General features: G+C 63.1%; 22 protein-coding genes. 5 read left to right on the forward strand and 17 right to left on the reverse strand.

Translation table 11 applies throughout. The features are described 5' to 3' along the window. Nucleotides 1–59: 59 nt before the first annotated feature. The 9 genes from Q0743_RS17195 to Q0743_RS17235 form a co-directional block, all read right to left on the reverse strand. Complete coding sequence (locus tag Q0743_RS17195; RefSeq protein ID WP_298242695.1) at nt 60–2,798, reverse strand: autotransporter outer membrane beta-barrel domain-containing protein; 2,739 nt, start codon at nt 2,796–2,798, stop codon at nt 60–62. Between the two features lie 299 nt (nt 2,799–3,097). Then, nucleotides 3,098–3,346: a hypothetical protein gene (locus tag Q0743_RS17200; RefSeq protein ID WP_298242696.1), complete on the reverse strand. Its 249-nt coding sequence runs from the start codon at nt 3,344–3,346 to the stop codon at nt 3,098–3,100. A 100-nt stretch (nt 3,347–3,446) separates the two neighbouring features. Beyond that, the gene (locus Q0743_RS17205; RefSeq protein WP_367184924.1) at nt 3,447–4,412 is read right to left on the reverse strand and encodes a helix-turn-helix transcriptional regulator; all 966 of its coding nucleotides are present in this window, start codon (nt 4,410–4,412) and stop codon (nt 3,447–3,449) included. A 237-nt stretch (nt 4,413–4,649) separates the two neighbouring features. After that, nucleotides 4,650–5,789, reverse strand: a complete 1,140-nt coding sequence (locus tag Q0743_RS17210; RefSeq protein WP_298242697.1) for a LuxR C-terminal-related transcriptional regulator — start codon at nt 5,787–5,789, stop codon at nt 4,650–4,652. Between the two features lie 304 nt (nt 5,790–6,093). After that, nucleotides 6,094–6,591, reverse strand: a complete 498-nt coding sequence (locus Q0743_RS17215) for a hypothetical protein (protein WP_298242698.1) — start codon at nt 6,589–6,591, stop codon at nt 6,094–6,096. A gap of 428 nt (nt 6,592–7,019) precedes the next feature. Beyond that, entirely contained in the window at nt 7,020–7,442 is a 423-nt protein-coding gene (locus Q0743_RS17220; RefSeq protein ID WP_298242699.1) for a hypothetical protein, read from the reverse strand. Nucleotides 7,443–7,454: 12 nt separating this feature from the next. After that, nucleotides 7,455–7,676 (reverse strand): hypothetical protein, encoded by a 222-nt coding sequence (locus tag Q0743_RS17225; protein ID WP_018319783.1) that lies wholly within the window; start codon nt 7,674–7,676, stop codon nt 7,455–7,457. A gap of 185 nt (nt 7,677–7,861) precedes the next feature. Beyond that, nucleotides 7,862–8,677: a lytic transglycosylase domain-containing protein gene (locus Q0743_RS17230; RefSeq protein ID WP_298242700.1), complete on the reverse strand. Its 816-nt coding sequence runs from the start codon at nt 8,675–8,677 to the stop codon at nt 7,862–7,864. A 120-nt stretch (nt 8,678–8,797) separates the two neighbouring features. Further along, nucleotides 8,798–9,601, reverse strand: a complete 804-nt coding sequence (locus Q0743_RS17235; protein ID WP_298242755.1) for a shikimate dehydrogenase — start codon at nt 9,599–9,601, stop codon at nt 8,798–8,800. A gap of 149 nt (nt 9,602–9,750) precedes the next feature. On the opposite strand from Q0743_RS17235, the gene Q0743_RS17240 reads away from it, so the two are divergent. Further along, on the forward strand, nt 9,751–11,091 hold the full coding sequence (locus tag Q0743_RS17240; RefSeq protein ID WP_298242701.1) for an AAA family ATPase: 1,341 nt from the start codon (nt 9,751–9,753) through the stop codon (nt 11,089–11,091). Nucleotides 11,092–11,101: 10 nt separating this feature from the next. Here the strand turns inward: Q0743_RS17240 and Q0743_RS17245 are convergent, their stop codons facing one another. Then, nucleotides 11,102–12,919 carry an NAD(P)/FAD-dependent oxidoreductase gene (locus Q0743_RS17245; RefSeq protein ID WP_298242702.1) on the reverse strand — a complete coding sequence of 606 codons (1,818 nt, stop codon included), beginning with the start codon at nt 12,917–12,919 and terminating at the stop codon, nt 11,102–11,104. Between the two features lie 178 nt (nt 12,920–13,097). Here Q0743_RS17245 and Q0743_RS17250 point away from each other — a divergent pair, with 178 nt between their 5' ends. From Q0743_RS17250 to Q0743_RS17265, 4 genes are all read left to right on the forward strand, one after another. After that, complete coding sequence (locus tag Q0743_RS17250; protein ID WP_298242703.1) at nt 13,098–14,723, forward strand: long-chain fatty acid--CoA ligase; 1,626 nt, start codon at nt 13,098–13,100, stop codon at nt 14,721–14,723. A 102-nt stretch (nt 14,724–14,825) separates the two neighbouring features. Next, entirely contained in the window at nt 14,826–15,935 is a 1,110-nt protein-coding gene (locus Q0743_RS17255) for a glycoside hydrolase family 172 protein (RefSeq protein ID WP_298242704.1), read from the forward strand. Nucleotides 15,936–15,962: 27 nt separating this feature from the next. Further along, a complete protein-coding gene (locus Q0743_RS17260; RefSeq protein WP_298242705.1) occupies nt 15,963–17,174 on the forward strand; it encodes an acyl-CoA dehydrogenase family protein in 1,212 nt (403 codons plus the stop codon). Nucleotides 17,175–17,187: 13 nt separating this feature from the next. Further along, the gene (locus Q0743_RS17265) at nt 17,188–18,081 is read left to right on the forward strand and encodes a CoA ester lyase (RefSeq protein ID WP_298242706.1); all 894 of its coding nucleotides are present in this window, start codon (nt 17,188–17,190) and stop codon (nt 18,079–18,081) included. Here the strand turns inward: Q0743_RS17265 and Q0743_RS17270 are convergent. From Q0743_RS17270 to Q0743_RS17300, 7 genes are all read right to left on the reverse strand, one after another. Continuing rightward, the gene (locus Q0743_RS17270) at nt 18,078–18,944 is read right to left on the reverse strand and encodes an HlyD family secretion protein (protein WP_298242707.1); all 867 of its coding nucleotides are present in this window, start codon (nt 18,942–18,944) and stop codon (nt 18,078–18,080) included. The genes Q0743_RS17265 and Q0743_RS17270 overlap by 4 nt on opposite strands. Beyond that, nucleotides 18,941–19,147 carry a DUF1656 domain-containing protein gene (locus Q0743_RS17275; protein WP_298242708.1) on the reverse strand — a complete coding sequence of 69 codons (207 nt, stop codon included), beginning with the start codon at nt 19,145–19,147 and terminating at the stop codon, nt 18,941–18,943. Before Q0743_RS17275 ends, Q0743_RS17270 begins: the two co-directional genes overlap by 4 nt. Next, nucleotides 19,144–21,195: an FUSC family protein gene (locus Q0743_RS17280; RefSeq protein ID WP_298242709.1), complete on the reverse strand. Its 2,052-nt coding sequence runs from the start codon at nt 21,193–21,195 to the stop codon at nt 19,144–19,146. Before Q0743_RS17280 ends, Q0743_RS17275 begins: the two co-directional genes overlap by 4 nt. A gap of 3 nt (nt 21,196–21,198) precedes the next feature. Further along, complete coding sequence (locus Q0743_RS17285) at nt 21,199–21,672, reverse strand: MarR family transcriptional regulator (protein ID WP_298242710.1); 474 nt, start codon at nt 21,670–21,672, stop codon at nt 21,199–21,201. 136 nt (nt 21,673–21,808) lie between these two features. Next, nucleotides 21,809–22,717 carry an amino acid ABC transporter substrate-binding protein gene (locus tag Q0743_RS17290; protein ID WP_298242711.1) on the reverse strand — a complete coding sequence of 303 codons (909 nt, stop codon included), beginning with the start codon at nt 22,715–22,717 and terminating at the stop codon, nt 21,809–21,811. 146 nt (nt 22,718–22,863) lie between these two features. Beyond that, nucleotides 22,864–24,303 carry an amidohydrolase family protein gene (locus Q0743_RS17295; RefSeq protein WP_298242712.1) on the reverse strand — a complete coding sequence of 480 codons (1,440 nt, stop codon included), beginning with the start codon at nt 24,301–24,303 and terminating at the stop codon, nt 22,864–22,866. A gap of 16 nt (nt 24,304–24,319) precedes the next feature. After that, nucleotides 24,320–25,345 carry an ABC transporter substrate-binding protein gene (locus tag Q0743_RS17300; protein WP_298242713.1) on the reverse strand — a complete coding sequence of 342 codons (1,026 nt, stop codon included), beginning with the start codon at nt 25,343–25,345 and terminating at the stop codon, nt 24,320–24,322. Nucleotides 25,346–25,356 lie beyond the last annotated feature (11 nt).

Consider the following 25,356-nt stretch of genomic DNA (forward strand, 5'->3'; position numbering starts at 1 on the left):
ACCGGCGCACAATCCGCGGGCATGTTGCATGAACGCCATAGAACGGCATGCACGCGCGCTCAGAAGGCGACGCGGACTCCGCCCTTGGCCGAGCCGGTGCGGCTCTGGTCGGACATCACCGTGCCCTCGACCGCGCCGAACACGGACACGTTGGCCGTGGCGTGATAGTCGAAGCCGAGGCCAGCGACGGCGCCGACCGTGCTGCGGCTGCCCGGGGTGACGAACGACAGGTTCTGGCCGAGGAGTACTGTATTGATGGTGGTATCGCCCGCGCGCTGGAGAGCGATCACGCCGCCATGGATGTTGGCCTTCAGCTCACCGCCGGCGAAGCCGGTGACGCGGGACAAGTCGACCTCGCCGCGCTCCTCGAAATCCTGCAGCGTGCGGCCCCCGATCGACAGCGACTGCGCCGAACCGCTCTCGCTGTAGCCGTCGAAACGGCCGGCGACGTAGCGCAGCCGCGCCGTCGGCGTCAGCACGTAGCCGTTGCCGATGTTGAGCCTGTAGCCGTAGGCCACCTCCGGGCTGACATACCAGCCGCTGTAGTTCGCCGTGGCCGTCTCCATACCGCCGACGGCCGCATTGTTCAGCACCAGACGGCGCGACCTGTTGTCGGCATTGCCGCCCTGGATCGTGAAGTCGAAGAACTGCGAGGCCCATTCGAAACGGCTGTAGGCGCCGGCGAAGACGTAGTTGGTGTCGACCGACTGCGAGTTGAGGTCGACCGAGAGACCGCCCTGCCCGCCGCCGAGGAAGGCGCCGACCAGCCAGTCCGGCCGCACCTTGCGGTCGATACCGATCGCCCCACCCCATGCCGTCGAGGTCGCGCGCAGCGTCGACGCCGTCTCGTCCTGGATACGCTGCCCGCCAAAGCTGTTGGCCCAGACCGTGATCGGCGCCGGATCGGTCCAGAGGCTGCGCGGCGCTTTGGTGAAGGGCCCGGCCTGCGCCGTTTCAGGCGCATAGGCCATCGCCATCATGTTGCTGCCGGCGGGCCCGGCGCCGCCGCTCAGGCGACCCTGCACCAGCGAGGAGACGCCGCCCGTAAAATCCATCAACGTGCGGTCGGTCTGCGCCAGCGCGGTCGGATCGAGCGTTGCGAGCGTCAAGCCGGAGACGACCGACGGACCATTGAAGCTGCCGTTGGAGATGTTGGTGTTGATGGTTCCCTCAAAGTTGACGAAGGTCGGGAGCTGTATACTCGTCAACGACGACACTCGGCTGCTCGGCGCAGTGAGGTTGACGTTGACGACGTCGGCCCCGAAGCCGAAATCGACCACGCCGTTGATCCTCGAGCCCGGCAGCAACGTCAGTGTGTCGGCGGCGCTCGACAGCGCAATCGCGGTGCCGCCGGTTCCGGTGATCGTGCCGGAGTTTGTGATGCTGGCAGCGCCATGCGAGAGCACGCCGACGATGCCAGCAATGGAGCCGCTATTATTGACGTTGGCGACGTTGGCGAGCACCGCAGTTCCGTCGATCGAATTGGTTCCACGAATCGTACCGGCATTCACAAGGTTCACCGTACCCGCCGACAATATTCCGTCCGCGCCTATGATCGTGCCGGAAGCTGTGTTTGTGATCGCCAAGGGCACGTCAGGACTAGCAAATTGGAGTATCGCCGCCCGGTCTGCCACAATGCTTCCCGTATTGACGATCTTTCCGCCACTCCCAATTTGAAGGCCGACCGATCCGCCGCTGCCTCTGATCGTTCCGGAATTGTCCAGATCGAGCGTGTGCACCGTTCCTATCGCGTACGCAGTTCCTGCTCCCGAGATTAAGCCTGAATTCCTGACCGTGACATCCTCAGCAAATATTCCGAGGACGTCTCCGGAGATCGTGCCTGAATTCGCGATCGAGACATTGGTACCTGAGACACCCCACGATCCTGAGATGGAGCCGGTGTTGACGACCGTCGTCTGAAGGCCCTGAATTGCAACGCTGTTTGCGGCAAAGGACTCGATCTTTCCGTCGTTTGTAACCGTCACGGTCCTGCCCTTGACGCCTCCCAGGTCCGCCTGGATCAGTCCGGTATTGTTCAGGTTGACGATGTCGGCATCGATCGCACGGCTGTTGCTGGCAAGTCCGACGATCTGCCCGGCATTCGAACCGGTGAGCACCCTGACGGATATCACGCTGCCGTTCGCATCAATTTGATTGATCCGCCCCGCTCGGTCGTTCACCAGATTGATCGTGTCGGCCGTGATCGCAAAGCGACCACCGGTAATTGCGCCCGTGTTGCCCAGGAGGTTCAGGTTGGTGCGGGCCAAAATCGCCGTTCCGCCTGAAGCGGCTTCTATCCTTCCGGAATTCGTCACAGCGATCGTTCCGACGCTGCCGATGCCAACCGCGGTTCCCTCGATGGCGCCTGAGTTGAAGACCTCGTTCCGCTCGGTGTTTCCCGCATCGACCGCAGTTCCGTTGACCCCTGAAGCCGTAATGGAGCCCTCATTCCGGACATGCAGCTCAGATCCCAAGACGGCACTGGCATTGTCTCTGGTGGCAGAGATGATCGAGGACGTCCCGATGTTATTGACGATGGCAGTGCGATTCGCCTCGACCCCAAAATCGCCACCCGTGACGGTGCCGGAATTGTTGACTGTACCGGTGTCGAATACCAGACCGACGTCCGTTCCGGTCAGCGTCGCGCCGGGTCCGACCACGTAGGTGTTGCCGACGTCGACAAGCGTGCCGTAGCCGCTGGTGCCGTTTGAATCCGTCGTCGTCCCTGCGCAGCTCACGGTCGCGTTGTTGACGGGGGAAGCCGGCGAACAAGCGGCTTCCGCGCGCTTGATCGCCAAGCAGGGCGCCAGCAGCAGCGCGGATGCAGAAATTCGCAAAAGCCGATCATTGACGGTCGTAAGACGTTTACGTTGCATAGTTATTCCCGGTCGATGCCTTCATCGCCAGGGGCGTTCAGGCGTTCACCACCGACCTCGTCCGCTCGGATGAGACCGGTCGCCGCGAACTGGATTCGCGGACCCTAAGGTAGAAATGTCAGCAAGGTTCGACTTGGACGAATACGACCGGAGCTCGTCTCAAAACGAACTGATGTGGTTTGACCAAGGACTGATGCAGATGCGCGACACATCCCAAAGAACTACGCCTGGTCCCAGCCCACTCGTTCGGCACATTCCGCGAACACCGCAGCGCGATAGATCTCGTTGCCGCCGGAGTCCCTGACGCGGATAAAGGCGTCGCGATCGCGCAGATCGTCGCGCCAGACGAACAGGTGCCTTGCCATCTCGTCGGCAACGACGAACGTTGCGCTGGTCTGCTCGAAGACCATGCCGCCGGGATCAATTTTCACGACATTGCCGACGAGGAGGTCGAAAAAGAAACGGCGCATTCCATACTCCGGCTGCCGATGCCGCACGCAACGCTGTGGCTATGACTTCGCGATCAGGGGCAAAATTCCCGCCCGCGGATCGAAATTGGCAGGCGCGCCCTTAAGGCATCTCGCCGCTCCTGACGTCGCTCGGCGTGGCATTGTAGGTTCGCCGGAAGCAACGATTGAAATACGAGAGATCGCCGAAGCCGACGTCGTAGGCGATCGAGCTTACCGTTCGTTCGGCATATCCGGGCTCCCGCAGCATGCGATGCGCGCGCTTGACGCGCTGCTCGATCAGGAAGGATGAGAAGGTCTTGCCGTCGGCCTCGAACAGGCGCTGGAGATAGCGCGGCGTCACGCCGAGCTCCTGGGCGACCGAGTTGACCGACAGATCCTGGCGCCAGCAATTGTTGGCGATGGAGACCTTCGCCCTCTGGAGCCGGGCCGCCTTGATGCCGCGCCGTCCGGCCAGCTCCCGCGTCTCACCGGTCGCGCCGAGCACGAGCGCCAAGAGGTCGTGCAGATGCGCGACTCCAAGCTGCCGGAGTTCAGGCATCGCGAACGCCTTCTCCCGCACCAGCGTCACCGCGTAGTCGACCAGCAGTCTGAGCCCGGCGGAGCTTTCCGGCATGACACGCATCACGGCATCATCGACATCCACGATCATCGGTGCCAGCACGCGTCTTGGTACACGCAGCGAGAAGCAGCTGCCCAACGACAACCGCTCGAACGTCGTGACGTCCTCTGCGCTCGTCAAGACCGCCTCTCCTGGATGAAGCCTCAGATCGAGCCCTCGTTCGGATATCCCGAGCACGCCCGACCGGTTCACGATCAGAGCGAGACTGTCGTCGCCGTCGGCCACCAATTGCTTGGTGCGGATGACTCGCGCTCCGCACAGCCCTCCGATCAACAACTGGGCTTCCGGCAGGACGTGGGACGTAAAGCTCGCTGCTGCCGGCTTTCCTTCCCTTGCTTCGACCTCTGCCTTCAACACCCCGCGACAATAGAAATCGCGAAGCATCGGGATGCGCTCGCCTTCGGGAATTTCGTTCGTTGAAACGTTGAGAACGGAAAAATCAACCATGCTGCTCACTGCAATCTCTCCAACCGACGAGCAGGCCGGCAATACGCTGTCGCTTCCTCATACGCGCGTTCGATGCCGGCGCGGCATGCTCGTGCGACGTACGCTGCTCTTGTTGTCAGGAGCGCGATATACGAAAGTCTCGAATGACTCGCGTCCTGCGTTCGGAGGACCCACGAGTCCGGTCCATCACAATGGATTGAGATCGCGGCGCGTAACATCGCGGCACGCGAAAACGTATTACGTGGCCCTGTCGTCTCCGCTCGTCCGCCGCGCGAAAGGCACGGCAAAGCCGGCGGCGATCTTCACCAGATCGGCCTGCCTGCCAGCGCCCGTCTTTTCGAACAAGCGACCGAGATGCGTTTTCACGGTGGTTTCCGCGATGCCTAGCTTTGCAGCAATATCGGGAACTCCGCCGATCTCGATGATCGCCATCAGCACGCGCAATTCGGAAGGTGTCAGCCTGAAGGCCGCTGCAATCGCGTCTGCAGCGAGCGAAGGCAACATGGACGCCCTTTGAACGAAGAGCATCGTGGCTGCAACATCCCGCGGAAGATTGCGGTCCCGCTTCAGCGGAAAGGCGTGGAGCAGATAATGCTGTCCATCGGTCGACGTCGCAAGCTCGACCTGACGTCGCGCGCCTCCATCGATTTCGCACAGGCCGCGGAATATTTTGTCGGTCTGGGTGTTGCGGGCTACGATCCTGTCACCGACCATCGCGAGCAGACTGGCATCGGCGAACAGCTGACGGCACGCCGCATTGGCATGGACGACACGGCCGTCCGCGTCGAGCAGGCAGATTGCCGTATTCAATCCGTCGAGCACGTCGGCGAGATCGTCGACCGTGTGGGAACGAGCGCGAATCTGCCGGCCCATGATCTGCGATCGCTGGATGTGCGGAGCCAGCAATCGCATGCGCTCGCGCATCGCGTCGTCGACGGTTCCACGGGAACGATGGCGCAACACCTGCAGGATCGTGGTGCGGGCGGACGTCTTCTCCAGCGCGATGGTCGCGAGGTCTATCGCCCCCTGCGGTTCCAGCCATTCGCGATAGAAGCTCGTCGCCAGAAAGTCCTCGCGGGGCATGATCTCGGTCACGTCGATGGTCTGCTCGGGAGCGAGATTGAGATGACGATCGAGCAGAAGGTCGAGCTCGACATAGCGGTCACGATAAAGCTGGCGGAAGCGGGCATCGATGCCGAAATGCTGGTGAATCTCGATCGAGAGCCGCGCCGAGTCCCTCGAGACGATCATCGCGGCACAACCGCCGACGAAATGCGCGACCTGCTCCAGCACGCCGCTGCGCAATGCGGGGGCGATCGCCGCATCGTAGATCTCGCCGATGAGGGACGAGAATCGATTTGCCTGATGGGTCGTCATCGGGCGGACGACGCGATCTGCGTGCGGCCCGCGCGAGGCGAACAGCCCGCGATCCGGGAACTGACGGAGAAGGCGGGCCGGTCAATTGCCGCCTTCGACAATGAAAATACGTTGCAGCTGGATGCTGGAATATCGAACATCGTCCTTGCGTAACGTCAACCGCAGGGAGCGGCTTGGACGGTTTCGCCAAAGACTAGGATAAATGCGAACAGCGAGCGGACTGTGTGCGAAGAGTCACGCGCCTGCCCGCTGCGATCGACTTCATGGCCGCCGTGTTGTCGCCCTCACGGCCCGAACCGGCAACTTATTTCCGGTTCTCTTCGCAGAACTTCAACGCTGCCAGCGCTTCGCCGGCACGCGGGATCTGCATCTCGATACTGTCGTCGTCATCGTCCTCGAAATCGAGCGTGAGGCGCTTTGCCTTCGACAGGCGGTCCATCATCGACTGGTCGTACTCGAAGATGCCGCGCACGGTGGTCTTGTCCATGACCTCCCACTTCGCCTTCTTCATGATGTCCGCATCGTCAGTACCGACATCGGCTCGAAGGATCTCGCCGACCGTCTCCCACTCCCAGCCGTCGTAGATCATCACGATGACGATCGCCTTCTCGGAATAGGTGATCACGATGACGTAGTCGCGGTTCTCATCGTCCTTGTCCTTGTAGCCGCGGCTCGCATTGCAGTGCGTGTCCTGCGTCCGTTTTTCGATGGTCCAGTCGCCGACCTTGGATTGTTGCGCAACCGCCGGCCCGGCCGTTAAGGCGCCCGCGGTCAGCAAAACGGCGAGAAGGAATCGTTTCATGGCAGCCTCCAGCGCGTTCCCGAGCTGAGATGACCATCTCCGGAAGAGAGCCGCAAGGGCCGGCGGCGGCCGGAAGACGGGCCGGCGCCCCTCTCGGGCCGCGGCATTTTGGCGAGACTGCAGCGCACAAACCGGCCCGAGGGTTCCCTGCGAAACCCCATTCCGGATGCGACGAAACACGCCTGAAACAGATCGCCGGTTAAATGGTTGTCAAAAGAGATACAGGGACGGCCACCATGCAATTCCTCCTCGATCTGATCTACGAATATTCCTGCTGTCAAAACCTCGTCGCCCAGCCACCGCAGGAGGACGAGCTATGATCGAGCTGATCTCCGCCCTGCTCGCCCTCTGCAGCGTCGGCGTTTTCGCAGCGCATGCGCTGGATGCCTACCGCACCACGCACTACTGACCGCTTCGCTTCCCCACGGCTAGAACGGCCGCCGGTAGAAATGCTCCGAATGCGTTGCCGGTGGAAACCGGTTGGCAAGCGCCAGCGCCCCCTTCTCGTCCGTCTCGAGCGCGATCTTCTGCGCCAGCATGACGTCGCCCGGAACCAGAAAACCCGACGGGACGAAGCACCACCCCATCGTCGCAATGCCGGCGTCGTCGATCTCGTGGACGTTGGCGGCCGTGCCATAATGAATACGGTAGATCCTGCCGGTGTCGCAGCCGACGACGTCGAAATAGCGGTGCTGCTCGAACTGGGCGCGCTGCGCCGACGACAGCCATTCGGCCAGAAGCCGACGGCCACGTGCGTCCGGCGTGTTCTCGCCGAAGAACCGCCGATAGAGTTCGCGCAGCGCATGCAGACGCGCACGCGCCGGCGCGCGGAGCCAAACTGCCGCGATCATGAGCAGCTCAGATCAGCCGCCGACCAGGCGCGGATAGAATAGCGTTTCCTGCGCGGTCGGGTCGAACGATCTGATGCGGGTGACTTCGCCGGGTCCGTTTCGAAGGGCGGCGGTGAAGCCAGCGCCGGTCAGCTCCCGAAAGCGCCGTTCGGCTCGCGCCAGCGCTTCGGCATTGCCAGGATCAAACTCGTGGCGCGTATCGCCAGTCTGGTCCATCACGATCTGGGTTGCCATGGTGAGTCTCCTCATGCCCAGCCCTGAATCTGATCAAAGCAAACCTCGTGCCGTCGGTTCCCAATGGCAACAACTTTCTCGCGCCGGCGCATCACGCCTTGCTGAGCAGGAGCGCTTTCGAGCGCAGCGGATGCCGGTTCGGCGCGTCAAAACGAGAATGGAGCCCGTTCGAAACGGGGTCTCTGTCAGCGGGAGGCGGCCGCCCCTCCGCCCTCGTCGATCTGCCGGCCCATCAGCGCGATGGCCTTCTGATAGACGCCCGCGGCATTCCAGGCCTCGATCGCGGCGAAATTCGGCTCGCCCGGCTGGTATCCGGCTCCCGCGCGCCAGCCATGAGCCTTTAGGAAATTCGCGGTCGAGTTCAGGGCATTGGCGGCAACTTCGAGATTGCCGGTGCCATAGGCCAGGATGTTCTTGGGCATGAACTGGGTCTGGCCGACCTCGCCATGCATGGAGCCGCGCGTCGCCCCCGACAGCGTGCCGCGGTCGATCAGCTTCAGCGCGGCATAGAGCTGGTCGGTGAAGAATTCGGGACGGCGGCAGTCATAGGCAAGGGTTGCGATCGACGACAGCATGTTCTGATTGCCGCGCTGGCTACCGAAGCCGGTCTCCATGCCCCAGATTGCGATCAGGGGTCCGGGCGGGACGCCATAGCGCTGCTGGATCGAGGCGAACAAGGCTCCTTGTGATTGCTTGAGCTGCCGCCCCTTGGCGACGATGGTGGTGGCACCGCGCTTGGCGAGGAACTGGTCGAGCGTCAGCGAAAAGCTGCGCTGGCCGCGATCGGCGGCGATGGTGGCGCTGGCGTAGTTGGCCTGCATCAGGGCCGCGAGCGCGGTCTGGCCGATACCCTTGCCCTGCGCCTCCGCACTGAACTCGCGCTTCCAGGCCTCGAAGCCGCCGGGCCCGTTGCCGCAAGTGGCGGCCTCGGCCATGGGCAGAGAGAGGAGCAGCGCGGCCACGCCAATCACTGCTGTCGCGACTGTCCTGCCCTTGATCATTGCTCGTTCCTCTCAACTGCCACGCGACCGGCTCGCGCAAGCGCATGATCCTACGTCAATTGCCATCGCTCAAGTCCCGAAGCCACCAATCGATCCAGGCAAAGCCCTTGACACCGGGGATCACGGCTCGTCCGTTCCCAGCAGGAAATTCACCATGATGCTCTGGTGCTGCCGGTACATATCCGTTCCGGTGCCCGTGACACAGCCGAGCTTGCGAGCTTCCGCGATGAACGGCGAAATCTCGGGCTTTGTGATGACGCAGCCGCAATAGGCCGATGGTGCGAGCCGCGCCACATCGACCGGCAGCGGATCGCCCTCTTTCATCCCCGCGGGCGTCGCATTGGCGACAAAATCGAAGCCGGAAGGATCCATGGCGCCGGCCCGCACGGGCGTCTTGCGGAGACCGTTGAGCCTGTCGATCAGCGCGTCGCGGCGCTCGGCCAGGCCATCATGAATGGCGAGGTCGCTTACCCCGGCTTCGATCAACTCGAGCGCGATCGCCGAGCCCGCGCCTCCCGCGCCGACAAGCAGCGCCCGCATGCCCGCGGGAGCGATCCCCTTCGCCCGTGCCGCACCGACGAAGCCGAGACCATCCACCATGTCGCCATGCCACGAACCATCGGCGCGCCGCCGCATCAGGTTCACGACACCCAGGAAATGAGCGCGATCGGTCGCACTCGTGCAGGCCTGGTAGCAGGCGAACTTATGCGGAATGGTCACGACGATGCCGTCGAGATTCTTCAGCCGCCTCGCGACCGAAAGGAAATCGGGCAAGTCCGCCGGCGCGACCTGAACGGGCATGAGAATGCCATCGTGCCCCCGCGCGGCAAAGGCGGCACTGACGCCGGCCGGCGAGCGCACCTGGGCGATGGGATCGCCAACGATGACGTAAAGCCGGGTCGCACCTGTCGGGGCCGGGATCATAGAACCCATCTCACCGACCCCAAGCCCTCGTCAATTGAAATGCCATTATACACTTTATAGTTGTTTTATTGTCTTTTGGGCACCAAAATGCAGATGATTAGCTTCTCTTTTCAGCCCAAATCATATTCCTCTCCGGAAGACCAACTCCAATGAGCGATGAACGCAAGGAAGTACAAGCAGAGCTCTACGCAAGAGCGGCTCAGGTATCTCTCGCGTTTAGTACACAGCCGACGCGAGGCGACAACGAGGAGCTTTGGCTTCGCCGCGAAGCACTAGAGAGAGAGGTCTCGTACCAACTGGGGACCACAGATCAACATCTCTGCATCGACGGCCCCAGCGGAACGGGCAAGACTTCTTTGGTTCAGAAGATTTTCTCGAACCGCAGCAGAGATTTTATGCATGTGCAACTCTCCAAGGACATGCACTGGAAGGATTTTTGTCGGCAATTTGTAGAAATTCCACGGCGAACAAAGGTGTCTAGAGAGGCTTCTGCTAAAGGCATTCTAAATCTCTTCAAATTTGGCGGCGAATTTAACTTCAAATACGGAGACGAATTCTCTGAGAAAGATAGCTACGAACTACAATTAAAGAAAGCAGAACAGTGGGGCGCGCACGACGTCGCCAAATGGGTTCACGACAATAAACTGGTACTCGTTGTTGATGACTTTGAAGTAGCAGACGAGGATACGGTCGGAAGAATTGCGGCCGTTTGCAAATTGCTGGGTCAGAGCTTTGAAGGCAAGCTAGTTCTCGTCGGAACCGATGATATCCTCAAACGGCTCTTGAAAGCAAATCCGGCTCTGACACATCGCATATCCGAAATAACGGTTGGCGGCCTTGCCAACGCTGGCGAGTCCGTCGGCTACCTTAACTCGAAATTCGACTTCTTAGATATCAAGACCCCAGCGTCAGATCGAAGGCTTACTCGAACCGAAAAATTGCAATATGCGGAGTACATCTTTGATGCAGCCAATGGGCTGATGAAGCAACTAAACTGGCTCGGACAACATCTCGTCGCCAAGGTCGGTTCGGGCAATCGCTTAACTTTGCCGACCGTGCGCGAAGTATGCAGGAAAATTATCGCGGACTTTCGCTTAGAGAATCGCGATAGCATTCGCAATATCTCTCGTGTCATCGAAAACAACGCCGACTTCTCAGACGTGTTTTCCTTTCTCGTTTCGCGATCAGTATCCTCGATCACTAGATTGAGTGAGATTGATGAACACCTCAGCGGCAAGTATCGCGCGGACTCGATAAAGTCCGCGTTAGAGTACCTTGAAGAGAGCGGGATCATCGTAACAACGGGAGTCAGCGAAGTTAGAGTATTCTTCAAGAACCCGCCCCTGATGAATTGCATTGCCGCTCACTTGAGCCATGGCGCAGATTATGGGTGGGAGCCTCGACTGGACAGAGAAATGAAGGGCGGCCTTGAACAAATTTCGCTGGGACTGATTGGAGGCAAGGTTCGCGATCGTGACCCGTCCGGCTAGACCATGCCGGCTAGGTCAATTCGAGACCTTCCAGACGGCCTTCCTTCCGCCATTTGTCGAGCAGCCGCAGGAACGCCATTGGCCCGCGCCAATATTGGCTGTTTCTGGCCGCGACCGGGTCGAACACGCCTTCATTGTTGTAGTAGCCGGGCGTGCATTCGGCGAGATAGGTCTGCCGGCCGATCGCGGCCTTCACGACCTCGTCGACCCAGGCGTTCTCGGCAGCAAGCGTCGGCTCCAGCGTCCGGGCGCCACGCTTGCGCGCCTGATCGATCACATAGGCGATGTGCTGCGACTGCTCGTCGATGATGTGCGGGAAGTTGGCGCTCTGCCCGGCCTGCACGGTGACGATCAGGAAGCAGTTCGGAAAGCCGCGGCTATAGAAGCCGTGCATGGTCTTGACGCCGCCCTGCCAGCGCTGGGACAGGCTGGTGCCATCGCGGCCGTAGACCTCGAAGCCCATGCGGCGGGCGTAATCCGTGCCGACCTCGAAGCCGCTGGCGTAGATCAGGCAGTCGAGCTCGTAGGCCTTGCCCTCGACCACGACGGCATTCTCGGTGATGCGCTCGACGCCCTGTCCTTTGGTGTCGACGAGATGCACGTTGGGACGATTGAAGGTGTCGAGATATTCGTCGTGGAAGCACGGCCGCTTGCAGAACGCCTTGTACCAGGGCTTGAGCGCGTCCGCGGTCGCCTTGTCCTTCACGATCGCATCGACGCGGGCGCGGATCTCCTCCATCTTGCGATAATCGGCCTGCTCGATGACCTTCAGCGCCTCCTCCATCGTAGTGACCGGCTGCGCTTGCCGGCGCGGCGCCAGCAAGATCTCACCGAGGAGACCAGTCCAGCCGTCCTGCACCAGGTCCCGATCGAACGGCTCGCCTGAGATCACCGCCGTGAAATTGTCCATGCGCTCGCGCTGCCAGCCGGGCTCGAGGCTCTGCGCCCAGTTCTGGTCCGTCGGGCGGTCGTCACGCACGCCGATTGCCGACGGCGTGCGCTGGAAGACATAGAGCTCCTTGGCCGAGCGGCCGAGATGCGGCACGCATTGCACGGCGGTGGCGCCGGTGCCGATAATGCCGACGCGCTTGTCGGCAAGTCCGGTGAGACCACCATCCGCGTCTCCGCCGGAGTAGCCGTAATCCCAGCGACTGGTATGGAAACTGTGGCCCTTGAAGGTCTCGATGCCGGGAATGCCGGGCAGCTTCGGTCGGCTCAGCGGACCGCCGGCGAGAATGACGAAGCGCGCACGGATCCGGTCGCCCCTGTTGGTCTCGACCAGCCAGCGCGCCTCCTGCTCCTGCCATGCCATCCGGGAGATGACGGTCTGAAACAACGCGCGCTCGTAGAGCTTGAAGTGACGACCGATGCGGCGCGAGTGCTCGTAGATCTCCGGAGCCCGCGCATATTTGCGCACCGGCATGTAGCCGGTCTCTTCCAGCAGCGGCAGGTAGATGTAGCTCTCGGTGTCGCAGGCCGCACCGGGATAACGATTCCAGTACCAGGTGCCACCGAAGTCGGCAGCCTTTTCCACGATGCGGAAATCATCGATGCCGGCCTCGCGCAAGCGCGCGCCACACAACAGACCACCGAAGCCGCCGCCGACGACGAGCACTTCCGTCTCTTCATCGACAGCTGCGCGGGTAAAGCCGGGATCGGCCCAGGGGTCATCGAGGTAGCGGCCGAAATCGCCTGTGACCTCGACATATTGCGCCTTGCCCTCGGCGCGCAAACGGCGGTCGCGCTCGTCGCGATAGCGCGCGCGGAGTGCGGCAACATCGACGGTAGGATCGCTGGCCGCGCCGGTCTTGTGTCTTTCCGCTGACATGAATTTCCTCCACGGCGAACGCTGCTTCGCCGGCAGCTCAGCTCAAATTAGCCCTGAAAAAGTGACGCATGCAATCGCGTCCCATGCTTTTTGCGTGAACGCCGCGTGCCGTTCCGCTAACCTCGCGCACAAATCACTGGCGTCCGCCACGCAACGACGTGGCTATTCGGAGGAGACCATGCAGGGATTGATGATGGACATGCCGCTCCTGATCAGCGGCCTGATCCAATATGCCGCGGACTATCACGGTGAAGCCGAGATCGTCGCGCGCGAGATCGAAGGCGACATCCATCGCTACACCTATGCCGACGCGCATCCGCGGATCAAGCGCATGGCACTGGCGCTGAAGCGGATCGGCATGACGCCGGGCGACCGCGTCGGCACGCTGGCCTGGAACACCCACCGGCATTTCGAGATGTTCTACGCCGCGCCGGGCATGGGCTACGTGCTGCACACCATCAATCCCAGGCTGTTTCCCGAGCAGCTCGTCTACATCATCAACCACGCCGAGGATCGCCTGCTGTTCATCGATCGCGCGACGCTGCCGATCGTCGAGGCCATCGCGCCGCAGCTGAAGACGATCGAGGCTTACGTCGTGATGTCGTCGCGTGAGCGGATGCCGGAGACCAAGCTCGCCAACGTGCATTGCTACGAGGATTTGCTGGAACGAGAGAACGACGCCGGCTTCGCCTGGCCAGAGTTCGACGAGAAGTCGGCGTCCACGATCTGCTACACGTCGGGCACCACAGGCAATCCCAAGGGCGTGATCTACTCGCACCGCGCCGCGATCCTGCAGACGATGACTTGCTGCAATTTCGATTTTCTGCCCGGCCATGTCGAAGGTGTGCGCGAGGTGATGATGCCGATGGCGCCGCTGTTCCACGGCAACGGCTGGAACATGCCGTTCACCGCGCCCTACACCGGCTCGAAGCTGGTGCTGCCCGGCCGCAATTACGAGCCCGACAAGCTCTATGAATTGCTCGAAGGCGAGAAGGTGACGCTGTCGGCGGGCGTGCCGAGCTTCTGGCTGATTCTGCTCGACTGGCTGGGCCGTACCGGCAACAGATTCTCCACACTGCGCGCAACATTGTCGTCCGGCTCGGCGCCGCCGCGTGCGATGGTCGAGAAGCTCAAGCGCGACTATGGCATCGACTACATCCAGGCCTGGGGCATGACGGAGGCGCTGGGCTGCTCGATGCCGGGCCTGCGACCGGGCTCGGAGCATCTCAGCGACAAGGAAAAATTCGACCGGCGCCAGGTTTCGGGCCGGGCCTGCTTCGGCACTGCCTTGCGCATCGTCGACGATGCCGGCAATGAGCTGCCGCGCGACGGCAAGACCGTCGGACACTTGCGCGCCCGCGGCCCCTGGGTCGCGTCCGGCTACATGAAACTGGACGAAGGCCTCGACCGTGACGGCTGGCTGATCACCGGCGACATGGCCGTGATCGACCCGCAGGGCCACGTCACCCTCACCGACCGCTCCAAGGACGTAATCAAGTCCGGCGGCGAATGGATCTCCTCGATCCAGCTCGAGGATGTCGCCCTGTCGCACCCCGACGTGCTGCAGGCCGCGGTGGTCGCGATCCACCATGAGAAATGGCAGGAGCGCCCCCTGCTCCTCGTCGTCCGCAAGAAGGGTGCAACCGTCGACGGCAAGACCCTGCTCGACCACATGCGCCCGAAGATCGCGAGCTGGTGGATGCCTGACGCCGTCGAATTCCTCGACGAATTCCCGATGACCGGCACCGGCAAGGTGCTGAAATCGGCGCTGCGCGATAAGTTCAGGGAGTATCGCGTCGCGTGACGACGCTCGATCGCGTGCGGACAATTCCGCGCGCGGTCTTCATCTTTTGGTAGATCGAGGAGCGATATATCGAAGCCTCGCTCACCCTGGATCGAGGACACCATGGCATTTTCCGGATTGGGTCTGCATCTCGGCAATCTCTCGCGCCTGTCGACTGCGCAGGCGCGCTCGATCAGCCCCGAGAATTTTTCGGGCGACAAGGGCAAGGGCGGCATGTCCGTCGATGGCCCCGCTGCGCGCCAGGCACGCGATCTCGGCCAGGGCTGGAAGGTCTCGCCTTACGTCGTCATCGAGCCCGGCGCGACGTTCACGCTTGCCGACATCGCGGGACAAGGCGCGATCCAGCAGATCTGGATGACGCTCGCGCGCGGGCGCCTGCGTCATTCGATCCTGCGCGTCTACTGGGACGACCAGGAACAGCCGAGCGTCGAATGCCCCGCCGGCGACTTCTTCGCCTGCGGCTGGGAAGAGTTCGCGCAAGTGTCCTCGCTTGCGGTCTGCGTCAACCCCGGCCGCGCCTTCAACTGCTATTGGGAGATGCCGTTCCGCAAGCGTGCGCGCTTCACGCTGGAGAACCGCAGCGAGGAGCAGCTCACCGTCTACTACCAGATCAACTATGCGCTCACGGACGTGCCCGAGGACTGCGCCTATTTTCATGCACAGTTCCGGCGCACCAATCCACTGCCCTTCAAGGAGGTCTACACCATCCTCGATGGCGTGAAGGGCGCGGGCCATTATGTCGGGACCTACATGGCCTGGGGCGTCAACAACAACGGCTGGTGGGGCGAAGGCGAGATCAAGTTCTTCATCGACGGCGACGGCGAATTTCCGACCATCTGCGGCACCGGCACCGAGGACTATTTCTGCGGCTCCTACAATTTCGACCCCCATGTCGCGCATGCCGGTCAAGGGCAATCACGCTATCTGGAATTCACCACGCCCTATTCCGGCCTGCCGCAGGTGATCCGCCCCGACGGCGTCTACAAATCGCAGCAACGCTTCGGGCTCTACCGCTGGCACATTACCGATCCCGTGCGATTCCGCTCCGACCTGCGCGTGACGATCCAGGCGCTCGGCTGGCTCCTGGGCGCAAAGGAGGCCAAGTATCTTCCCTTGCAGGACGACATCGCGTCGGTCGCATTCTGGTATCAGACGCTGCCGACCGCGCCATTCCCTGAACTGCCCGGGCCCGATTATCTCGAAATCGGCTAGGCCGCTGATCGATCAAGGAGACCAGACATGCTCTACCCGATGTCGCCGAAAGTCGTCGAGCTCAAGCGCAAGCTCGAAAGCTTCATGGACCGGCACATCTATCCGAACGAGGAGCGGTTCTATCGCGAGGCCGAGGAGCTAGGACCTTGGAAGGTCTATCCGGTCGTCGAGGAGCTGAAGCCGCTGGCGCGCGCGGAGGGCCTGTGGAATTTGTTCCTGCCGGAATCCAGCCACGGCGTCGGCCTCACCAATCTCGAATATGCCCCGCTCTGCGAAGTCATGGGCCGCTCGCATCTGGCGCCCGAAGTGTTCAACTGCTCGGCACCGGACACCGGTAACATGGAGGTGCTGGAACGCTATGGCACCGAGAAGGACAAGGAGCGCTGGCTGAAGCCATTGCTCGCCGGCGAGATCCGGTCGTGCTTTGCCATGACCGAGCCGGCGGTCGCCTCCTCCGACGCGACCAACATCGAAAGCTCGATCGTGCGCGACGGCGACCATTACGTCATCAACGGCCGCAAATGGTACACGACGAATGCGACCGACCCGCGCTGCAAGATCTGCATCTTCATGGGCAAGACCGACCCCGACAATGCCGACCGCCACAAGCAGCAATCGATGATCCTGGTGCCGATGGATACCCCGGGCATCGAGGTGAAGCGCCCGCTGCCCGTGTTCGGCTTCTACGGCGTGCCTGATCGCGCCTCCGAAGTCATCTTCACCAACGTGCGCGTGCCCCGGGAGAACATGCTGCTCGGCGAGGGCCGCGGCTTCGAGATCGCGCAAGGCCGCCTCGGCCCCGGCCGCATCCATCATTGCATGCGGCTGATCGGCCTTGCCGAGCGCACGCTGGAAAAGATGTGCCGCCGCGTGCGCAGCCGCGTCGCCTTCGGCAAGCCGGTCTCCGAGCAGACGGTGACGCAGGAGCGCATCGCCGAAGCCCGCATCATGATCGAGCAGGCCCGGCTGCTGACGCTGAACGCGGCCTATGCCATGGACACAGTCGGGAACAAGGTGGCGAAAGCCGAGATCGCGATGATCAAGGTTGCCGTACCCAACATGGCCTGCCAGATCATCGACTGGGCGATCCAGGCGCACGGCGGCGGCGGCACCTCGAACGATTTCGGCCTGACCCAGGCCTATGCGACCGCGCGTCTGCTGCGGCTCGCCGACGGCCCGGATGAAGTCCACCGCAACCAGATCGCGCGGTTCGAGTTGAAGAAATATTCGAACGCTTGAGGAGCAACCGGTTATGGTCCTTCTCGACCCTGACCTCCGCCGCACCTGGCTATTCGGGCCGGGTGCCGACGCGACGGCTCACACCAGGATGCTGGACAGCGGCGCGGATGCTCTGATCGTCGATCTCGAGGATTTCACACCGCCTGCACGGCGTGCCGAGGCACGGAGCCTGCTCGACGCCTACGTGCGTGGATGCCGCCAGCAGCAACGGCTCGCCGCCGTGCGCATCAATGCACTCGAGACCGACGGACTGCTCGATCTCGCCGCAGCCATGACGGCGCGCCCCGACGTCATCGCCTATCCTATGAGCGACAGCGCCGCCCAGATGCACGCCCTCGACGCGGCGATAACGCATTGGGAACACCAGCTCGGCCTGAACCCCAGCAGCACGGAGATCCTTCCCGTCTGCGAAACTGCATTGGGTGTTGTCGAGGTGCGCGCGATGGCCGCGGCGACACCCCGGATTCGCGGTGCCCTCCTCGGCGCCGAGGATTTGGCCAATGACCTCTGTGCCGAGCGTGGCGCAGATGGCCTTGAGCTTGATTACGCCCGAAAGCGCTTTGTGCTGGAAGCGCGCGCAGCAGGCATCGAGCCGATTGATGCTCCCTATACCTTCAGCGACGTTGAGGGCGCCATTCGCGAGGCAACTCTATCGCGGCGCCTCGGTTACCGCAGCAAATCCCTGGTGCTGCCCGAACATGCGCAGCGCCTCAATGAGGTCTTCACGCCCGGCGCCGAAGAGATCGCCCACGCAGGCGCAATCGTCGCTGGTTTCGACGCCGCGCGCGGCCGAGGTGAAGATCGCGCGCTGGTGAATGGCCTGTGGGTCGAAGTGCCGACCTACCGCAACGCGCGCCGGCTGCTGGAGCGGGCACGTCGCCTGGGTACGCTCCCGAACGAGCCCTAATCCAGAACTTCCACCGTCGCCGAACGGCCCGCAACCAGCGACATCCCTGCCGGGACCGGGTCCAACGCAATCCGCACCGGCACACGCTGGGCCAGTCGCACCCAGCTGAAAGTCGGGTTGACGTTGGCAAGCATGCTCGCGCCGTCGGCGCGGTCGCGATCCTCGATGCCGGCGGCGATGCTCTCGACGTGGCCCGGGAGCACGGTCCTCTCGCCCATCAGCCGGACCTGCACCTTGTCACCGACGCGGATGCGCGCGAGCTTCGTCTCCTCGAAATAGCCTTCGACATGCAGCGTGTCGGTGTCGACCAGGGCCATCACGCCCTTCCCTGCCGTGACATAGGCGCCGGGACGCAAATCCATGTTGGTGATCACGCCGTTGACGGAGGCATGAACCTCGCTGCGGTCGAGGTTGAGCTGAGCCACCGCGCGGTCGGCGACGGCCGCATCAAAGGCTGCCTTCGCCTGCAGCTGGGTAGCGAGCACCTGCTCCTGCTTCTGCTGCGACACCGCATCGGTCGTCAATGCATTGTAACGCTTCAGATCGGCGTCAGCTTGGTCGAGCGTCGCCTGATGACCGGCAACCGACGCATCGGCCTGCCGCAGCGCCAGCGCGAACCTCTCGCGGTCGATCCGGAACAGCAATTCGCCGCGACGGACCTTCTGATTGTCCTTGACCAGCACGTCCGTGACGAAGCCGGACACGTCGGGCGCGACCTGAACGACGTCGGCACGCACGCGGCCGTCACGGGTCCAGGGCGATTCCATGTAGTAGACCCAAAGCCCGCGGCCGACGGCGAGTGCTGCGACGACGGCAAGGACGGTCAATGCGAGGCGGCCAAGCCCGGCGAGATTTCCTTTCATGACAGATACTCCGAGAGATAGACGACACCACCGAGAAGGCAGACGAAAATAGAGAAATCGAACAGCGGGCGGTGCCAGACCAGCCGGTAAAGGTTGAAGCGCTGCATCAGTCGGCGCAGCAGCGCGCTCAGAACGTAGGCGACGATGACCCACAGCAGCAGCGCCGGCACCAGCACGCCATAGATGTCGACCACATATCTCATGCCGCAACACTCTCGCCTGCGCGCGGCCGATAGGCCGGCGCGTCTGGAAACAGGCCCCGGCGGATGCCGACGAGGCCGATCAAAGCGTCCTCGCGTGCGGTGTCGTTGGGATCTTTCACCGCCCGGGCCAGCGCCCGATCGACGCTCGTCAGCAGCTCGATCGGCATGCCACCACCCGCATAGCTGCCGCAGGCCATCGCAAGCTGATCGAGCATGTCGTCGATGACGGCAATAGTGGCGGCAGCCAACCCGTAGCGCGCCCGCCGCAGATCGATGATATTGATGCCGATACGGAGCTGGACCAGGCTATCGGCATCGCGGCGATCGCTCTCCGAGAGGAATGCGATACGCTGCACCAGAAGCCCGAGCCGGTGCAGCATGAGGCCTGCAAAGGCCGCTCGATCGTGCTTGCCGCGACGTTCGGCGGCGACCGCGATCGTCGTCCAGCTCGAGCGCACCAGACGATTGGCGATCCACTCGGCCCCCGCCCCGCGCGCGATCCGCGTCACCAGCTCGGCAATGACGACGCCGACGAAGAATGCGAGCGCGGAATTGGCGTAGGACGCAAAATCGGCGCTGTAGGTCGATTGGATCGCAAGCAGGGTCGCGGTGTTGGCCGCAAGCGCCATGCCGGTGCCCGTCGTCGCCGGCCGGCTGATCAGGAAGCCATAGAGCAGGAAGGTCGGCGCCAGCGCGACGATGAGAACCTCGAGATGCGAGATCGCGGGCACCAGCGCGAACAGATAGACGGCGACGACCACGATCGCGACCAGCGACCACAGCCCAAAACTGCGGATGAAGCGCGCCGGCTCGTCCTGCGCGGCGAAGAACGAGCATGCGACGGCCGCCATCATCGGGGCCGACGCACCATCCGGCCAACCGGTGCCGATCCAGAACGCGCAACAGATCAGGATGGCAATGGCCGCCCCGGCCGCTGACCACAGCGCAAGGCCGCGATCCCGGTGGCGCGCCGGCGCGGCGCCGGCTTCGGAATGGAAGACCAGTTCGACGGTCGCGACGTTGCGGTTGTCGGCGATCGCCTCGGTCAATTCACGACAATCGCGCGACAGATCGACGAGCTCGCGCAGCCGCAACAACAGGCTGGTGGCGATGATCCGCTCCCAGTCAGCGCCGTCATCGAGCACGGCCTGCCGCTCCGCAATCATGGCGCGGATCCGTTCGGCCGGCTGCCGTGCACCGGCCTCGCTCACGATCCATTGCGCGAGGTCCTCCAGCAGCCGCGTCAACTCCGGCTGCCTGCGCAACGCCTCTTCGCCGAGCGCGGCCAGCCGGTCCTCGAGCGAGGCGATCACTGGCAGAAGCATCAGCATGCGTAGCCGGATTTCGCCGAGCCCGTTGATGGCATTGCGGTCGGTCAGCCGGTCGTAGGCCAGATGGGTGGCGAGCGTGTCGATATCGACGATGTCGGTTGCGAGCTTGACGCGCTTGCCGCGGCGGGTCTCGTTGGTGCCCTCGCGCAGCAGCACCGCCCTGCTCAGGCGGCGCGCGTCCGCCAGCCAGCTATCGACGCGGTGAGCGACCGCAGGCGCGACGCTGCGGGGAAATACGATCGTGGAGACGAGGCTGGCGCAGATGATGCCGAGCGAGATTTCCTCGAGTCTCGCCACAGCGGTATCGAAGATGGCCCCCGGCTCGGACACCGAGGGAAAGCCGATCAGCGCCACCGTATAGCCGGCCAGCATGAAGACGTAGCTGCGGGGCGTACCGTCGAGCAACGACAGATAGAGGCAAAGCCCGATCCAGAGCGCGATCGCGAGGCAGAGCAGCTCCGGCGCATCGATGAGGTTCGGCACCAGCGCCACCGTCATGATCGCGCCGACCAACGTGCCCATCACGCGGAAGAACGCCTTCGAGCTGGTCGCACCGGCCAGCGGCTGCGAGGTGATGTAGACCGTCGCCATGGCCCAATAGGGCCGCGGCAAGTCCATCGCGAGCGCGACGACGAGCGCCAGGATCGACGCAGCGAACGTCTTCAAAGCAAAAACGAGGTCCGCGTGGCGGACCAGGAACGGCTCGTCTGCGCGCATGGATTACTTCGCCTCGGGACCGGTCTTGACGTCCTGCAGGCGACCGGCCCGCTGTTCGATGCGCTGGAGAGTTTCGAAGGTTATCGCAAGTTCCTCGGGCCCGATATCCTTCAGCAGGCTGGCCCGAACGCGCCGCAATACCCGGTTTGTCTCCTCGACCTTCGCCTCGCCTGCCCTCGTCACATGCAGCGTCTTGGCGCGCCGGTCGGTCGGGTCTTCGCGGCGTTCGACGAGACCCTCCGCTTGAAGCAGGTCGATCAGCCGCACCAGCGACGGGCCTTCAATCCCCAGCTCGTCCGCTAGCACGCCCTGGCGCACATTCTCGCCGTGGCGCGACAGCACCAGCAGCGGAATGGCGGTGGCATAGGATAGCCCATGGTCGGACAGGGCCTGGTCCGACTGGCGGCGCCAAACCCGGCCAAGACGCGCGATGAGCCGGCCGAGTTCAGCATGAATATGAGCTTGCGAGGGAGCCACCCCGATTAGATAGGAAACTATCTATTAGGCCGCAATCATATGGGCGATCACGAAACGGCGACCAGATCGCGACGGCGGCCCCAGCAGTTCCGGATGCCGGCGTGCCCGCGGATCCCGGCAGGCCGACGTCCTCGCCTCAATTTGCCACATACACATCCGGATCCGCGCTCGAGCTCGGCTTCTTGAACACGTTGCGCAGAGCGGCCGACATCGGGACGTTGTAGTTGAGGCCGTTCGGCGGCGTCGGCGATTGCAGCCATTTCTTGTAGAGAACCTCGATCTCCGGGCTTGCGTAGAGCTCCGCGGTGGCGCGATCCGCCAGCGCCTTGAACGGGGCATCCTCGCGGCGCAGCATGATGCCATAAGGCTCCGGCTTCGAGAACGCCTCCTCGCTGATCATGAAGGCTTGCGGCTCCTTCGAGCGCGCGATCGCGACCGCGAGCTGCACGTCGTCGAGCGCATAGGCCTGGGCGCGGTCGGTCTCCAGCAACAGGAAGGCCTCGGCCTGATCCTTTGCCGGCATCAGATTGATGCCGAGATTGCGATCGGTATTGACCTTGGCGAGTTGTGTCAGGTTGACCGAGCCGGCGACGGCCGTGACCGCCTTGCCCTTGAGATCGTCGATCGTGTTGATCTTCGCGGCCTTCTTGGCGGCGAACCGGGTCGCACTGAGGAAATGCGTATTGGTGAAGGCGACCTGCTTCTGGCGATCGGCATTGTTGGTGGTCGCCGAGCAGTGCAGATCGAGCGTGCCGTTGACCATCAGCGGGATCCGGTTCGACGAGGTCACGGCGAGCGTGTCGACGGCGATGTCGGGCATGCCGAGCTGCTTCTTCACGGCCTCGACGATCCTCAGGCAGATATCCATGGCGAAGCCGACCGGCTTCTGGTTGCCGTCGAGATAGCTGAAGGGGACGGAGGCTTCCTGATAGCCGAGCGTGATCTTCTTTGTCTCCTTGATCTTCTGGAGCGTGCCGGTGAGATCTTCAGCCGAAGCTGCGCCGGCAAAGCATGTGACGGCCAGAAGAACAGTAGGAAGACGCATCGGGAGCTCCTTGAACAGGTGTCGGCCGCGCCGACGCACAGCCGCGCGTGTGATAGCCCAGAGCTACACCAATCGCCAGACGAGGTTCCGCTTACCAGCTATCGCGGTTTTGTATCGGCCGGACCAAGGCGACGCCGAGCTCCGCCCTAGTCACAGGTGAGCTGTTGCTCGAACCAGCCGGCGACCCGCTCCGACAGCGCCGGCCATATCCGCTTGAAACCGGCGAGCTTGCCGATATTAGCGCGGTACATCGCCCGTAATTCCTGCTCGATGGCCGGCAGGTCGACGCCGGTACACGCCCCGTCGCCGACGATCGTCCTGCCTGAAACGACGACCTCCTTGACCAGCGAGGCATTGCCGCGCGCGAACAGCAGCGTCATGGGATCGACGGGCATGATCCGGTCGCGGTCGAGCCGATCGAGGTCGATCACGACATAGTCGGCGGGATTGCCGATGGCGAGCTCCCCGCTCCCGGGCGCCCCGGTGGCACGGCGTCCATTGCGGATGGCAAGGGAGAACAGTTCGGCCGGCGTCCAGGTTTGCTTGAACCCCAGGCCGCCATGGGCCATCTGCACCAGCCGCATCTCGCGCAGGATATCGTCATCCTCATCCAGCGCCAGCCCGTCGACGCCGACCGCGATGGCGCAACCGCATTTGTGCGCGGCGGCGATCGGAGCGAGGCCCGAGCGCAGATGCATATTCGAGCTGAAATTGGTGACGATGCGTGCACCTGACGCAGCGATCATCTCCAGCTCGTCCGGGCGGGCGTGGATGCAATGCGCCAGCGTCAGCCGCTCCGAGAGGAAGCCGATGTCGCGCAGCCACCGCATCATGTCCGGAAAGTTCTGGTCGGCCCAGGCGCGCTGATACACGGTCTCCAGCAGATGCATATGGATGCGCCGGCCGGTTCGCGCCGAGTTCTCCGCGATGGCCTCCAGCAGCGGCTTCGAGCACCATTGCACGCCGGCCGGCCCGAGCTGCACGTCGACCATTGGACCGGCGATCCCTGAGGCAATGGCCTCGGTCAGCTCGATATAGGTCTTCGGCGACATTGGCGTGCGGATGAAAAGGTCATCGATGGTCTTGCGATCGCCGGCGGAAAACCCCGAGAGCGCCGGCTCGGCATCGCCATAAACGATCGGGTTCTGGTCGCGCACGGCGAGCGCAAAGGCCATGCGGATGCCGACGTCGGATGCCGCCCTTGCGATTGCCATGGCTTCGTCGAGCAACGGCATCGTCCCGCTCGGGCGGGTACAGTGCACCATCATGGCCGCGCAGCCAGCCTTGGCCGAGCGGCCGAGCGCGGAAGCGGCGGTCAGGTAAGGATCGACCGGCGCACCGAGCGCGGTGCGCAGGATCCAGCTCTCCAGGGGCATCCCGACCGCGCCGAAGGACGATGCCGTGGCGCGGGCATGGTCGTGCGCATTGACGAACGCGGGAATGACGAAGGAGCGCGTGCCGCTCGCGGCCCCCGCTCCTTCCGAGATGTCGGTAATGACACCGGCCTCGTGCCGCAGCACAACATTGTCGCTGATGCCGAGATCAGGGCCACGGAACAGGCTGGTTGCCGATACCTCCGTGGCCATGGCGGTCTCTCCGAGCTCAGTTGGCGGTATACACAAGCTCCCGCTCGGCGCGCGGCGGCAGGAACTCGCGCGAGAACACTTCGGCCGGAGCAGGGGCGCGGGCGAGCTGGTAGCCTTCGACGATGATGCCGATGGCGCGCGTCATGCGCTCGTCCTTGATGTCGCCGACACCGATCTCCTTCATCTCAGGCGAGACGATCAGCTTGTCGAAGGAATATTGCAGCCGCCGCTTCTCGACCGCGACGTCGATCAGATTGTCGTAGTTCAGCGCCGCTTTCATGCCAGCGTTCTGGTCCTTGGCCACCGCGATCGCCCCCTTGTTGATGGCACGCACGAGACCTGCGACCGCTTTCGGGTTCGAGGCGATCAGCTTCTTGGAGACCATCACGCCGTTGGAATAGAGGTCGAGGCCGTATTCACCGAACGAGAACCATTTGAAGTCCTTGTCGGGGTCCTGGCGGTTGAGCACGAGGTTGAAATAGCTGGTGATGTTGAAGACGAGCGCACCGTCGATGTCGCCCTTGATCAGCATCGGCTCCTGCAGGTTCGGCGCCATGTTGGAGATCTTGATCTTCTCGTTGTCGAGGCCGTTCTTGCGGGTGAACACCGGCAAGAGGCGCGTCGTCGGCGTGCCCTGCGCGCCGCCGAGGGTGTGCCCCTCAAAATCCTTGATGGTGTTGATGCCGCTGGTTTTCTTGGCGACGATCGCGAACGGCGGCTGGTTCCACATCATGTAGACCATGACCGGCGCCTCCTGCGGCTTGGTCGAGGCATTCTGGATGATGGCGTTGACGTCGCCGAAGCCGGCGTCATAGGCGCCGGACATGATGCGCGTCACGGTGGCACCGGAGCCCTCGCCCTGGTCGATGACGACGTTCAGGCCTTCCTCTTTGAAGAAGCCGTTGTCCTTGGCATAGAAGAAGGCGGCGTCGCTGCCTTGCGTCTTCCAACCCAGCGTGAACTTGATCGTGGTCTCCTCAGCCATCGCGGCCCCCGTGGACAGGGCCAATCCCAACAGCGCTCCAGTTACTTTTCTCAACATCGAGACCTCCT

This window comes from uncultured Bradyrhizobium sp., from assembly GCF_936943645.1.
GTDB lineage: Bacteria > Pseudomonadota > Alphaproteobacteria > Rhizobiales > Xanthobacteraceae > Bradyrhizobium.

Coding starts and splice junctions, on each gene's coding strand:
- Q0743_RS17200 (WP_298242696.1), bottom strand. CDS start 3,346: ATGCGCCGTTTCTTTTTCGACCTCCTCGTCGGCAATGTCGTGAAAATT.
- Q0743_RS17205 (WP_367184924.1), bottom strand. CDS start 4,412: ATGGTTGATTTTTCCGTTCTCAACGTTTCAACGAACGAAATTCCCGAA.
- Q0743_RS17210 (WP_298242697.1), bottom strand. CDS start 5,789: ATGACGACCCATCAGGCAAATCGATTCTCGTCCCTCATCGGCGAGATC.
- Q0743_RS17215 (WP_298242698.1), bottom strand. CDS start 6,591: ATGAAACGATTCCTTCTCGCCGTTTTGCTGACCGCGGGCGCCTTAACG.
- Q0743_RS17220 (WP_298242699.1), bottom strand. CDS start 7,442: ATGATCGCGGCAGTTTGGCTCCGCGCGCCGGCGCGTGCGCGTCTGCAT.
- Q0743_RS17225 (WP_018319783.1), bottom strand. CDS start 7,676: ATGGCAACCCAGATCGTGATGGACCAGACTGGCGATACGCGCCACGAG.
- Q0743_RS17230 (WP_298242700.1), bottom strand. CDS start 8,677: ATGATCAAGGGCAGGACAGTCGCGACAGCAGTGATTGGCGTGGCCGCG.
- Q0743_RS17235 (WP_298242755.1), bottom strand. CDS start 9,601: ATGATCCCGGCCCCGACAGGTGCGACCCGGCTTTACGTCATCGTTGGC.
- Q0743_RS17240 (WP_298242701.1), top strand. CDS start 9,751: ATGAGCGATGAACGCAAGGAAGTACAAGCAGAGCTCTACGCAAGAGCG.
- Q0743_RS17245 (WP_298242702.1), bottom strand. CDS start 12,919: ATGTCAGCGGAAAGACACAAGACCGGCGCGGCCAGCGATCCTACCGTC.
- Q0743_RS17250 (WP_298242703.1), top strand. CDS start 13,098: ATGCAGGGATTGATGATGGACATGCCGCTCCTGATCAGCGGCCTGATC.
- Q0743_RS17255 (WP_298242704.1), top strand. CDS start 14,826: ATGGCATTTTCCGGATTGGGTCTGCATCTCGGCAATCTCTCGCGCCTG.
- Q0743_RS17260 (WP_298242705.1), top strand. CDS start 15,963: ATGCTCTACCCGATGTCGCCGAAAGTCGTCGAGCTCAAGCGCAAGCTC.
- Q0743_RS17265 (WP_298242706.1), top strand. CDS start 17,188: ATGGTCCTTCTCGACCCTGACCTCCGCCGCACCTGGCTATTCGGGCCG.
- Q0743_RS17270 (WP_298242707.1), bottom strand. CDS start 18,944: ATGAAAGGAAATCTCGCCGGGCTTGGCCGCCTCGCATTGACCGTCCTT.
- Q0743_RS17275 (WP_298242708.1), bottom strand. CDS start 19,147: ATGAGATATGTGGTCGACATCTATGGCGTGCTGGTGCCGGCGCTGCTG.
- Q0743_RS17280 (WP_298242709.1), bottom strand. CDS start 21,195: ATGCGCGCAGACGAGCCGTTCCTGGTCCGCCACGCGGACCTCGTTTTT.
- Q0743_RS17290 (WP_298242711.1), bottom strand. CDS start 22,717: ATGCGTCTTCCTACTGTTCTTCTGGCCGTCACATGCTTTGCCGGCGCA.
- Q0743_RS17295 (WP_298242712.1), bottom strand. CDS start 24,303: ATGGCCACGGAGGTATCGGCAACCAGCCTGTTCCGTGGCCCTGATCTC.
- Q0743_RS17300 (WP_298242713.1), bottom strand. CDS start 25,345: ATGTTGAGAAAAGTAACTGGAGCGCTGTTGGGATTGGCCCTGTCCACG.